Origin of the sequence: Martinezella rhizogenes (assembly GCF_027460065.1) — a bacterium.
Classification (GTDB): domain Bacteria; phylum Pseudomonadota; class Alphaproteobacteria; order Rhizobiales; family Rhizobiaceae; genus Agrobacterium; species Agrobacterium rhizogenes_C.
This window is the reverse complement of the sequence record NZ_JAPYZZ010000010.1, coordinates 66,620-79,200: the sequence shown is the minus strand read 5'-3', so window position 1 is coordinate 79,200 and position 12,581 is coordinate 66,620. Positions and strand designations below refer to the sequence as shown.

Here is a 12,581-nt window from a genome sequence, read left to right as displayed (position 1 = left end):
AACTGGAGAGAAAGATGCGGATCGTGGTCTATAGCGTCAAACCCTATGACAGGCAGTTTCTCGACGAGGCCGCCAGGCCGGGCATGCGCCTGCAATATTGCGAAGCCCGCCTGTCACTGGAAACGGTCGCTTTGGCGGATGGAGCGATGGCGATCTGCGCCTTTGTTAATGACGATCTGTCGCGGCCAGTGCTCGAGAAACTGGCTGGGATGGGCGTGAAGCTCGTTGCTCTTCGCTGCGCCGGGTTCAATCAGGTCGATCTCGCCACTGCCGAAAAACTTGGTCTCACCATAGCCCGCGTGCCGGCCTATTCACCCTATGCGGTCGCAGAACATACAATGGCGCTCATCCTGTCGCTCAACCGCAAGATTCACCGGGCCTATAACCGCGTCCGCGAAGGAAACTTCGCTCTCGATGGCCTGCTCGGCTTCGATCTGCATGGTAAGACGGTGGGCATCGTCGGTACGGGCAAGATCGGCGCGATTTTCGTACGCATAGCGGCCGGCTTCGGCTGCCATCTCATCGGTCACGATCTTCGTCCCAATCCCGATTGCGAGGCGCTGGGCATTACCTATGTGACGCGGGAGGAGCTGTTTCGAACATCGGATATTGTCGCGCTGATGTGCCCGCTGACACCGGAGACCCGGCACCTCATCCGCTGGGAGACATTGCCGCTTTTGAAAAAGGGCGTGATGCTCATCAATACCAGCCGCGGCGCCATCATCGATACCCAGGCCGCGATTACGGGCCTTAAAGACGGCACGATCGGCTCTCTCGGCATCGATGTCTATGAAGAGGAAGCCGACCTCTTTTTCGAAGATCTTTCCAATGACGTGCTGCGCGACGATGTCTTCGCGCGACTGCTGACTTTCCCCAATGTTCTTGTCACCGGCCATCAGGGTTTCTTCACGCAGGAGGCGCTGAAGAACATTGCGGACACGACGATCGGCAATATCGAGAGTTTTATCGATACTGGCAAAGCCCTGCACGCCGTCTCCACGGAACAGCTTGCCGGCGCAGTTTCGTAGCTGAGAACGGTAAAAATCGCCGGTGATAGAATTGCCCGGCCCCAATCCGCGGTATAGGTTTCAATCCATCTTTTTCGAGCTTTCAAACCGGACCGGCCGAGCGACAGATGCAACTCAAAGACTGCTATAATTTCCACGATTTCCGCCGCATGGCCAAACAGCGCCTTCCCGGACCGATCTTCAATTACATAGACGGTGCTGCCGATGACGAGGTGACCTATCGTCGAAACACGGCCGCCTTCGAAAATTGCGATCTCGTTCCCGATGTGCTGCAGGGTGTGGCCGATGTGGATATGTCGGTCACGGTCATGGGGCAGAAGCTGGCGATGCCGGTCTATTGCTCCCCCACCGCGCTGCAACGTCTCTTTCACCATCAGGGCGAGAAGGCGGTCGCGGCTGCCGCGGGAAAATTCGGCACCATGTTCGGCGTCTCCTCACTTGGCACCACCAGCCTCGAGGAAGCACGCCGGATCAGCGGCGGCCCGCAGGTCTATCAATTCTATTTCCACAAAGATCGCGGCCTCAACCGCGATATGATGGCCCGGGCGAAAAGCGCCGGCGTCGAGACCATGATGCTGACGGTGGACAGCATCACCGGCGGGAACCGCGAACGTGACAAGCGCACCGGCTTTGCCATTCCCTTCAAGCTCAATCTTTCCGGCATCGCGCAATTTGCCATGAAGCCCGCCTGGGGCATCAATTACCTGACGCATGAGCGCTTCAGCCTGCCACAACTCGACGACCATATCAAAATGGACGGCGGCGCCCTTTCCATCAGCCGTTATTTCACCGAAATGCTCGACCCTTCGATGAATTGGGACGATGTGGCGCAGATGGTACGCGAATGGGGTGGGCCTTTCTGCCTGAAGGGGATCATGTCCGTGGACGACGCCCGCCGCGCGGTCGAGATTGGCTGCAGCGGCATCGTGCTTTCCAATCACGGCGGCCGTCAGCTCGATGGCTCCCGCAGCGCCTTCGACCAGCTGGCCGAAATTGTCGATGCGGTCGGCGACCGGATCGACGTGATGATGGATGGCGGCGTGCAGCGCGGTACCCACGTTCTGAAGGCGCTATCCCTCGGCGCAAAAGCCGTGGGCCTTGGTCGCTATTATCTTTTCCCGCTTGCCGCCGCCGGGCAGCCGGGTGTGGAACGTGCACTGGAAACGATGCGCATCGAAATCGAGCGCGGCATGAAACTGATGGGCTGCACCACCATCGATCAGCTCACGCGGCGAAATCTGCGCTTCCGCTAAGCACACGGAATGGCAAAAGGCGGCGTTCGGTCATAATCGATAGCTGGAACCACACACCGTCTCCGCCGCGTTCCTTTGATTCTCCCGAAGCGCCATGCCGATATTCCAGGCGAGTGCCAGGCAGACAAGTCCGCAGAAAACGCCCGCGACAAGCGAGCGGTGACGCTTGGCCCCGGAAATGAACATCCAGCCGATGATCGCATAGGCGACGAACGCCGGCACGGCGGCAATCAGAACGGATATCGGCCCGTCGCAATCGACCGCATCAATACCGATGGCGCGATATTCATTCGGTGTTCCTACCAGGCCCAGAACCGCGATGGGAAACATGGCTGCCAAAACCGCGTAGCGGAAAAATCGAGGCGTATCAGGCATGCCTTCTCCATAGCCGGATAATAAACGCTCGCGAACACCGCGGGAGAGTTCCACGGCACCACCTCGGAGAGTGTCCACCTTACCGACAAGGATGGCCTCGCCGCCATTGTCAGTGTCTTGAGCGGCAGATTGCCCGCTTTTACGCAGAAAGCCAGCTTTTTACGCCGACCGCAATCTTGGCAAGCCGGGCGTAATATGATTATAGTTGCAAGATGCAACCATAATGGATCGAACGTGCCCGAGCAATTTCCCGCCATAAACGACATCCGCTCCACCTCACGCCAGCTTGTTCGCGAGCTTGGTTTCATGGGGGGTGATTTTGCCGGCACCGATTTGCCACCCTCGTCGGTGCATGCACTGATCGAGATCGAGGCATGCGCCGGCATCACGGCAAAGGATCTTGGAAAGCTATTGCGGCTTGAGAAATCGAGCGTCAGCCGCATGTTGCGCAAACTCATCCTTTCGGGCGACATTGTCGAACAAACGGACGATGTGGATAACCGCATCAAGCGGCTGCGTCTCACGGGACAGGGCCGAGAGAAGGTCAGTGCCATCAATGGCTTCGCGAACCGTCAGGTGTCGGGGGCTCTGGCGCAACTGACGTCGAGCGATGCTCACACCATTCTCGAAGGGCTTCGTCTTTATGCCGGCGCGCTGGGAGCAAAGACCGGCACGCCGGCTCCCGCCATCGACATCAAACAGGGATACAGGCCTGGTATCATTGCCCGTATCACCCAGATGCATGCGCTTTATTATGCCCGGACATCCGGCTTCGGTCAGCGTTTCGAATCCGTCGTGGCCGAAGGCCTCGCCGCTTTCTGCAACCGGCTTCAAAACCCGAGAAATGCAATCTGGGTCGCCATGCGCGGACAGGAAATCATCGGTTCTGTCGCCATCGACGGTGAAGACCTTGGAGCTGATATTGCGCATCTGCGCTGGTTCATCGTCGATGACGGTATACGTGGCGGCGGTGTCGGACGCAGGCTACTCGCAACCGCCCTAGCCTTCGCCGACCAGGCGGGCTTTGCCGAAACCCACCTCTGGACATTCAACGGCCTTTTGGCCGCGCGGCATCTTTATGAAACCCATGGTTTCACATGCACCGAGGAATATCCGGGCAGCCAATGGGGAAGCGAGGTTCTGGAACAGCGCTTTATCCGGCCGCGCCCGGAATGATCTTCCAGAGGTGATAGCTGTCCAAATGGACCGGTGACTGGCTCGGTGCAAGCCGGGCGGCGTACAGCATATCAGGTACTCTCGAAGATTTCTCCCGCAAGCGCTGATATGCATCCGCCGTCACTCATGCCCGGGCCGTTGCCCGATCAAGCCGCCCTGCGCGAACCCAGGCTTGCGCTCGTTCGCTGACCGAGTTCGAACTGGCCAAGCAGCCGGTTCAATGCATCGACTTCCGTTGCCAGCGTATGGCTGGCGGCCGTCATCTCCTCGACCATCGCAGCGTTTTTCTGGGTGTCCTGATCCATCTGGTTGACGGCAACGTTGATCTGCTGGAGCCCAGACGACTGTTCCTGCGCGGATTCCACGATCGCGGCGACATGCTGGTTGATCTCCTGCACTTCCGCGACGATGACATCGAGCGCCTTGCCGGTATCGCCGACAAGATGCACGCCCTCTTCAACCTGCTGGTTCGACTTGGTGATCAGCGATTTGATCTCCTTTGCCGCAGCGGCGGAGCGTTGCGCAAGTTCGCGCACCTCCTGCGCTACCACGGCAAACCCCTTGCCCGCCTCGCCGGCACGCGCCGCTTCCACCCCGGCATTGAGCGCCAGCAAATTCGTCTGGAAGGCGATCTCGTCGATCACGCCGATGATGCTGGAAATCTCGTTTGACGATTTCTCTATCCGCTCCATCGCCATCACGGCCTGACGCACGACCTCGCCCGAACGTTCGGCACCGACACGCGTGCGGGAAACAAGCCGACCCGCCTCATGTGCCCGGTTCGCGGCGTCTTTTACCGTGATCGTGATCTCCTCAAGGGCAGCAGCGGTTTCTTCAACGGCTGCCGCCTGCTGTTCCGTTCGCCGTGCCAGATCATCGGACGCCGCCTTGATTTCATGGGCGCCGGCATCGATGCCGGAGGCGTTTTCCGATACGCGCAGAAGCGCGTTCTGCAATTTGCCGGCCGAGCCATTAAAATCGTTACGCACCCCGTCGAGCTGTTCGACAAAAGCATCACCGATACGACACGACACATCGCCGTCAGCAAGCTTCGCCAAAGCATAAGCCAGGCTGTCCACGGCAAAACGGATGTCGCCTGCTTCATCGGCAGCCTTGCGCTCGCGGGCCACACGCTCTTCTTCGCCAAGGGCGCGATTGGCCTCCGCTTCCTGCTCCAGTGAGGCCTTCTGTCGATTGTTCTCGCGCAGAACGTCGAGCGAACGGGCAAGGTCGCCGATTTCATCTCTGGTCTCGATGTCCTTCAGTGTCAGCTGAAGATTTCCCTGGGCGATCTGGGCTGTCTCATCGATGATATTGGCGATGCGTCCGACGAACCGCCGCGCAATGAACCACCCTGCAAGCGCAAGCAGCACGGCGGCCGTTGCGATCGTCAAGGCGGCATCCCGCGTCAACGCGTGAAGCTGGGCAAATACCGTTTCTTCCGGCACCGAGACGATCGCGTACCATTTCATGTCAGGCGTGAGCGTGACGGGCAGCGCGACGGCGAAGGAAGCCGTTCCATCCTGCGCCGTCATTTCCTGCTCTACACCGGGTTTCGCAATGAGCTTGTCCCAGCCGGCGGTCTGCACCCCGCCATCCGCGAGGCTTTTCCCCATGATCGCCGTATCCGGATGGCTGATGATCTTGCCGCCACCGCTGACCAGACTGACGAAACCCGTTCCCATGGGCCGCACCGTCGAAAGCGCCTTGCTTGTTTCCTCAAGCGAGAGATCGAGGCCGGCAACACCCACAGGCTTACCATCGACCATGACGGGCTTGGCCACAGAGGTGATAAGAACTTCCTTACCGTCGATCGCATATAAGTAAGGTTCGATGACGACCGTTTTCTTCAGGGTGAAGGGCAGCTGGTAGTAATCGCCCGGACCTGCGGTGGCATAATCAACCAAAGCAGTATTGCTTATCTTGCCGCCGCTTCGCACCCAATAGGGAACATACCGGCCGGTCGTATCATGCCCCTGGCTATTGACGAAATTCGCATCCTTGCCATCAAAGGCGTTTGGCTCCCACCCGGTCCAGAGGCCGAGTATGTCGGGATTACCGGCCAGCGTGTGTTGAATAATCTGATCGGCCAGGCTCCGGTCTGCGTTGCCTGACTGCTTCATCGCCTCCAGAACCGAGGCGAGGCTGTTGGCGATATGAATGGTGCCGCCGATATTCTTTTCGGTTGCCAGGGCTTCCGCATGGGCGATCTGCTGCATGCGCTCAAGACTATTGGCCCTCGTATCCTCGATGGACCGATATAACAGCACGGCCGAGGCCGCGATCGTAGCAAAGACACCGCACGCGGCAACCGCAAAAATATTCCGACCCGTTGTCGATTTAAAAAGCATGTCCCACCCCCAAAACTATGCTGCAACGGTAGCGAGAGTTACGGATGTGCGCGTAACCGTCGACGACCGGGCTGGAAGGAAAGACTATAAAGTTATGTTTAAAAATTACTTTCTATTTTGAATTTTGTTGCAATCCACGAAATTAATACTTTATCGAAAAGTAATATTAAAAGTATATGCATAATGTTACGGTCGCGGCCGGCACAGATATTCCTCTCCATGCCGGCCTGTCGCAACACGCATTATTGCGGTAACCGCAAAGCGCTCCAGAAGTTCCGCAACTGTCCAGTCAATTCCTGATAGAGACCGTAACGCCGTCTGTAGTGCGAGACCTGCGCTGTATCGGGCTGATAGGCGTTCTGAACCCGCGTCATTGCAGCAACGGCCTCCTCATAATCAGGGTACAGCCCCGTCGCCACGGCGGCGCCGATCGCCGCACCGAGCGCTCCCGTTTCCCGGGCCTCGGCGACGCGAAGGGGAATCTCCAGCACATCCGCCATGATCTGCGGCCAGTGCTGGCTGCGGGAACCGCCACCGGACATGACCGCGCTTTCAACCGGCAGTCCCGCCTCTCGCAGGACGCCGATGTGACGGCGGTGCTCGAAACACACGCCCTCGAACAGGGCGCGCACCATGTGGCCTTCGCCATGCCAGCCGGCGAGACCATAAAACCCGCCACGAAACTCTGCTCCGAGCCGTGAGCCAAAGATGAACGGGTGAAAGAACGGATCGTCTGCCCGCGGCGTTACGGAACCGACCAGTTCGTTGCAGCGCTCAAAGGCAAGCTCGCCATGGTCGGCGCGGACACGATGCACGTACCATTCCAGATTGGCGGCGGAGGTGGCGCTGGATTCGATATTCACATAGCGGTCGCGGCCGAATGTCGTGACCATGAAGACATCGGGGCTGATGACCGGTTTGTCTGCAAATACCTGATTGATGCTCCAGGTGCCGGCAATGACGGAGGCTTCGCCCGCATTGATGACGCCCGAACCCATGGCACTGGAAACGACATCGAAGAAACCGCCGATGACGGGCGTGCCTTCCGAAAGCCCGGTCAGGCCAGCAGCCTCCCGCGTCACCTGGCCGACAATGTCAGCCGATTCCACGAGACGGGGGAATAACGCCAAGGCATCTTCGAGACCGTAGAGTGACAGAAGCTCGCGGTCGAGCCGCGCTTCCGGCAGGGCAAGCAGCCCCGCACCGCTGAGGTCGGAAATATCATTGGCAAGGCAGCCGGTCAGGCGTAAATTGACGAAGTCCTTGCAGAACAGCACCGTGCCGGTCTGTGCATAGAGATCGGGCGCGTGCCGTTTCACCCAGGCGAGAAGGGTGGGCGTCTGCGCGGGCCACGGCCGCTGCAGGCAGCGCGCCTGTAACAAGCCTCCGCTTTTCCGGTCAAGCTCGGTCGCCATATCGGCGGCGCGGCTGTCCAGCGACTGGATACCAAGGAGCGGTTGCTGTTCTTTATCCAGAAGGTAGAGACCATTGCCATGGCCGGCGCAGCCAACACCCGCGATGCTGCGGGGATCGACCGCCGATTTGACCAGAAGCTGGCGGATCGCCTCACAGCCGTTGCGCCACAACTCCTCGAGATCGCGCTCGACGTAGCCGGGCTGTGGGTATGTCGAATGCCCGTCGATGGCGTGCTGGGCGATTTGCCGGCCCGCCGTGTCAAACAGCACAGCCTTGATGACCGTGTTGCCGACATCAAGACCCAATATAAGATTTTTCTCAGCCACGATTATAGATATCCCATGCCTCTTCGCCGCTCGCACCCTGATGGATGATGCCCATCAAGGCCGCCACCACGGCCTTGGGATTGTCATGCTGATAGATGTTGCGGCCATAGACCATGCCGTTTGCACCCTGTGCCATCAAGGCCGCCGATTTTGCCAGCACATTGCGCAAGTCCTCGCGTCCTCCGCCCCGCACCAGCACCGGGCAGCGCGCCGCCTCGATCACCCTGTGGAAATCCTCCGGGTTGCTGGTGGGATCGGCCTTGATGATATCGGCTCCCATTTCCGAGGCAAGGCGTACCAGCGTGACGATCTTCTCGGCGTCGCCATCCACCTGATAACCACCGCGTACGTCGTTGGGCAGCATCACCAGCGGTTCGATCATCAACGGCATGCCGAAACGATGGCAATCGGCCCGCACACGGCTGATATTCTCGACGCATTGGCGAAACAGTTCCGGCTCGTCGGGCAGCATGAACAGGTTCACGACCACGCAGGCCGCATCCATTTCCAGCGCGCCGATGATCGGATCATGATAATTCTGAAGCTGCGACCACATGGTTCTGTGGCGGGTGGAATTATAGGGATTGCCCATATCAATGCGCATGACGAGGGCCGGCTTGTCGCGCTCCGGTCTTTGCTGCAGCAGATCCGCCTGCCCGTAGACCATCTGGATCGCATCCGGACGTGCCTCCACCAGCTTCTCGACCGTCTGCGCCATATCCTCCAGCCCGACAAGAAAACTCGGTTCGTTGCAAACCCCGTGATCAATGGCCACATCAAGGCAACCGCCATTGCGGAATAGCCGGTTCATGCGCGCCTTTTTCGAAATCCGCATCATCATGCATTCTCCTTGCATCTGTGTTGAAGCATTGCCGGGGTGACCCCGTAAAAAGTTTCCAGCTCCTCAATTAACTGCTGCCGTTCCACGGCGGCCCGGGTGGATGTCCAGCCCAGTTCGCGCGCGGCGACGCCGAGGATGGCGTCGATCAGATCGACATCGATGAGGCCGGTGATGGCGAGTGTCGTGCGCCGTAGAATGAGGTCTGTCAGGTGCCGCACATGTTCGTAGCGGATCAGCCAGAGGATTTCAGCGGCCGTTATCGGCGACTTTTCCGAAAGCGGCACGTCATCCGCTCGTCCCCGGCAAAAGCCCATCAATTCGAAGGCACGGGAGCCATAGGCCAGGGCCAGATGCTCCGCGCGGCGGCGGTCGATAAAAAACTGCTCCGACAGCAAAGCTGGCAGGCGTCCTGCACCGATGGGGAAATTCCTGCCGCCGCCGATCGGGCGGTTCATCGTGCCGGTCAACCGCTTGCGCACGAGGAACGTCAGAACCTCATCGCTCACCTGTTCGCCGAAGGCCCTGAAGGTCGTCCACTTGCCGCCGATCATGCAAAGCTGCGGTGGATCACCGGCGACACTGTGAATGAAATGGCTGCGGGAAATTCTCCCGGTAAAAGCGGCATCGCTGCGCGGCAGCGGGCGTATGCCGCTGAAACTAAAGACAATGTCCGAGTGATCTACCGTAATGTCCGGAAAGACCTGTCGGATCGCGTCCAGAATGTAATCCCGCTCTTCCGGTTCGCATCGCACCCGCTCAGGACGATCCACCTTGATATCGGTTGACCCTGCGAGAACCCGGCCGAGATAGGGAAACAGGATGCAGACGCGATTATCCACATTTTCAAAGAAAATCATGTGGCCATCAAGTGCTTTGAGGAGCGCGTCATTGGCGATGATGAGATGTGACCCCTTGGTGCCGGAAACGGTCGGTTTTTGTTTTTCCGCAGCCGGGCCGGCCGCAAGCGTACCGATCGTTTCGTCGATCCATGCCCCCGTGGCATTAACGATGATGCGCGGACGGATGGGCAATGTTTCGTCCGTTTCCTCTGCCCGTAGACGATATTCATCGCCGTTGCGGATAAGCTCCGCATAGTTGAGCGCGATGCTTTGCGACGCATCGGCCGCGGTATCGATCAGCAGTTCCAGGGCAAGCCGCTCCGGCTGGCTTATCCATGCATCGTAGTATGTGGCCGAATATCGGATGTCAGGCGTCAGGCCCGGCCAGCGCTTCAGCGTCTTGCCGGCGCTGCGGAACTCATGGCGGGGCAGGATGCGGTTCTTGCGGGTGACGAAGTCATAGAGGGTAAGGCCCGCCTTGATGGCGAGCGCTCCCCGGCTTGCGGGTTTGCCGCCGGACCCGAAAAACGTCGCCGCCGCATTGAACAGGCCGCTGAACATCGAAAAAATCGGGATCGTCGTCGGCAGCGGCTGCACCATATGCGGCGCAAGCGTCAGAAGAGCATCGCGCTCGCGCAAGGATTCCGCCACAAGGCCAAATTCGCCATTTTCGAGATAACGCAGGCCGCCATGGATCATGCGCGAGGGTGCTGCGCTACAGCCGGAGGAAAAATCATTGCGCTCGACCAGCAGCACCCGCAACCCCTGCAGGGCGAGATCGCGATAGGCGGCAATGCCGTTGATACCGCCACCGATGACAACGGCGTCGAAATCACCGTCTTGGCGGATGCGGCGGAGAGCGTCCTCGCGAAAACTGGGCATAGGAATACCGTTCGCTGGCTAATGACCAGCGTCCCAATGTTGTTAATCGTTTAAAGCGACGGGAAAGACGGGAGGCGAAAGTTATGTGATGTTCGCCAGGAGCCCCGCCTTACCGGGATGTTTCAGCTATCGAGCCCGACAAGATGCTCGGTAACGCCAGCACTGATGAGGGCCAGTTCACTTTCTGTAAGCCGCAGGCGAGCGGCAGCGGCGTTTTCCACCGCCTGCGCCGGATCGCGCGCGCCGCACAGCGAAAATGTTATGCCCGGCTGGGCAATCGTCCAGGCAATCACCACCTGCGCGACCGACGCTCCATGCGCCGCCGCCAGTGGTTCCAACACCGCCATCAACCGCGCGATCTTCTGACGGTTGGCCTGGCTGAAACGGGGATTGCCATGGCGCTGATCATCCTCTGCAAATACCCGTCCTGGCCCGACCTTGCCTGAGAGGAGGCCGAGTGCCAGCGACGAATAGCTGAGAACGGAGACAGAATTCTTTCGGCAAAGCGGCAGAAGCGTCTTTTCGATATCACGCTTCACCATGGAATATTCTTCCTGAATGGCATCCAGCGCGCCGGTGGCAATATATGCCTCCAGATCATCAGGCGAGACATTGCTGGCGCCGATGGAGCGGATTTTCCCCTCTTCCTTCAGCCGCACCAAAGCCTCGACCGTCTCGGCAACGGGCGTCGTGGCGTCCTGCCAATGGGTGACGTAGTGGTCGATATAATCGGTTCCGAGCCGCTTCAGGCTTTCTTCGACCTCGTAACGGATCGAATCAGCGCCGAGATAACGGTGAACGGGTTTGCCATCCTGATGGAAGAAATAGGCACCCTCGTTGACATGCCAGACGAGACCACATTTGGTGACCAGAACCACCCTGTCGCGCCGGCCGGCAATAGCCTTTCCAACGATGGTTTCCGCAAGCCCCATGCCATAGGCCGGGGCGGTATCGATCAGGGAAATGCCGGCATCGATGGAGGCCTGGATGGCGGCGATGGATTGCCGCTCATCGGTGCCGCCCCACATCCAGCCGCCGATGGCCCAGGTGCCCAGCCCCACGGCGGATGCGCTGATGCCACTGCCGCCGATCGTCCGGGTCAATATTGCGTTCTCCGTCACGACGTTTCCCCTTCCCCTTGATTCAATAAATAACCGGCAATCGCCTCATCCACGACCAGCGAGGTCAGATAACGGCCGACAAGCGTGGCCGCCACCGGTCCGGCCTTGATGGCGCCAGCCGCCACGCCGATGATGTTCGGGCACCGGGCAAGCTGCCCGGGGTCCAGCGCCACCACGCGCGAGTTGAGATCGATCCTCGCCAGTTGCCCGTCCGCCATGGTGAGATGGGCGAGGAATTCGCCGGCAATGCCCACATCCATCAGCGCCTGCCCGCCGCGGGCCGCATCCGGCAGAAGATCGTAATACCCAGAGCCCGGCGCCTCCACCGAGCCAATGCCGACCAGTGCGACCTGTGCCTGCCGCGCTAAGTCGAAAACTTCGCGGATCGACGCGACATTCATCAGCAGATCACGCTGCTCTTCATCCTCGGCAAACAGCGGCGCATGCAGGAGCGAGGCGCTGCCGCCGAGCTTTTCCGCCAGCTGCGTGGCGAGATGATTGACATCTGTATAATGCTTGCCCTGCACGCCGCCGGTCAGCGGCACCACCCGCACATCGAAGCGCCGCTCCGCCTCCAGATTATCAACGACGGCACTGACCGCCTTGCCGCCGGTAATCGCGATCACGTCGCCATCCCGGATTGTCTCCAGCAAATGGTTCGCGGCCACCCGGCCAACCATCTGCAAGACGGTGTCCGGATTGTCGGAGACCGTTGGCGTCACCACCGACTGCGTGAGGCCAAAACGGCGGCTGATCTCGTTTTCGAGGTCCACCAGCCGCTGATAGGGACTGGCGATGCTGATCTTCACCATGCCCGCCTTGCGGCCCGCCGCGATCATGCGGTTCACCTTGGTATGGGAAAGATTCATACGCTCGGCGATCTCCGACTGCTTCACCCCCTCGATGAAATGCAGCACCAGGACGGAATACATCTGCCGCTGTTGGTCGAAGTCGTCCTTGATATCCAGCATGA

General features: G+C 59.5%; 10 protein-coding genes. 3 read left to right on the top strand and 7 right to left on the bottom strand.

Annotated elements, in window-relative coordinates; genetic code table 11:
• Positions 1-14: 14 nt before the first annotated feature.
• Both O8B93_RS16605 and O8B93_RS16600 read left to right on the top strand, forming a co-directional pair.
• Entirely contained in the window at positions 15-1,028 is a 1,014-nt protein-coding gene (locus O8B93_RS16605) for a 2-hydroxyacid dehydrogenase (protein ID WP_269711022.1), read from the top strand.
• A 107-nt stretch (positions 1,029-1,135) separates the two neighbouring features.
• Positions 1,136-2,281: an alpha-hydroxy acid oxidase gene (locus O8B93_RS16600; RefSeq protein WP_269711021.1), complete on the top strand. Its 1,146-nt coding sequence runs from the start codon at positions 1,136-1,138 to the stop codon at positions 2,279-2,281.
• Between the two features lie 30 nt (positions 2,282-2,311).
• Here the strand turns inward: O8B93_RS16600 and O8B93_RS16595 are convergent, their stop codons facing one another.
• Positions 2,312-2,656 carry a hypothetical protein gene (locus tag O8B93_RS16595; RefSeq protein ID WP_269711020.1) on the bottom strand — a complete coding sequence of 115 codons (345 nt, stop codon included), beginning with the start codon at positions 2,654-2,656 and terminating at the stop codon, positions 2,312-2,314.
• 195 nt (positions 2,657-2,851) lie between these two features.
• Between O8B93_RS16595 and O8B93_RS16590 the strand changes: the two genes are divergently transcribed.
• Entirely contained in the window at positions 2,852-3,832 is a 981-nt protein-coding gene (locus O8B93_RS16590) for a bifunctional helix-turn-helix transcriptional regulator/GNAT family N-acetyltransferase (RefSeq protein ID WP_269711019.1), read from the top strand.
• A gap of 146 nt (positions 3,833-3,978) precedes the next feature.
• Here O8B93_RS16590 and O8B93_RS16585 read toward each other — a convergent pair whose 3' ends face one another.
• From O8B93_RS16585 to O8B93_RS16560, 6 genes are all read right to left on the bottom strand, one after another.
• Positions 3,979-6,183 carry a methyl-accepting chemotaxis protein gene (locus O8B93_RS16585; RefSeq protein ID WP_269711018.1) on the bottom strand — a complete coding sequence of 735 codons (2,205 nt, stop codon included), beginning with the start codon at positions 6,181-6,183 and terminating at the stop codon, positions 3,979-3,981.
• A gap of 242 nt (positions 6,184-6,425) precedes the next feature.
• On the bottom strand, positions 6,426-7,925 hold the full coding sequence (locus tag O8B93_RS16580; protein WP_269711017.1) for an FGGY-family carbohydrate kinase: 1,500 nt from the start codon (positions 7,923-7,925) through the stop codon (positions 6,426-6,428).
• The gene (locus O8B93_RS16575) at positions 7,918-8,760 is read right to left on the bottom strand and encodes a class I fructose-bisphosphate aldolase (protein ID WP_269711105.1); all 843 of its coding nucleotides are present in this window, start codon (positions 8,758-8,760) and stop codon (positions 7,918-7,920) included. Before O8B93_RS16575 ends, O8B93_RS16580 begins: the two co-directional genes overlap by 8 nt.
• 2 nt (positions 8,761-8,762) lie before the next feature.
• Positions 8,763-10,487: a glycerol-3-phosphate dehydrogenase/oxidase gene (locus O8B93_RS16570; RefSeq protein ID WP_269711016.1), complete on the bottom strand. Its 1,725-nt coding sequence runs from the start codon at positions 10,485-10,487 to the stop codon at positions 8,763-8,765.
• A gap of 122 nt (positions 10,488-10,609) precedes the next feature.
• Positions 10,610-11,608, bottom strand: a complete 999-nt coding sequence (locus O8B93_RS16565; protein WP_269711015.1) for an aldo/keto reductase — start codon at positions 11,606-11,608, stop codon at positions 10,610-10,612.
• The gene (locus O8B93_RS16560; protein ID WP_269711014.1) at positions 11,605-12,579 is read right to left on the bottom strand and encodes a sugar-binding transcriptional regulator; all 975 of its coding nucleotides are present in this window, start codon (positions 12,577-12,579) and stop codon (positions 11,605-11,607) included. The genes O8B93_RS16565 and O8B93_RS16560 overlap by 4 nt, the downstream gene beginning before the upstream one ends.
• Between the last annotated feature and the right edge of the window lie 2 nt (positions 12,580-12,581).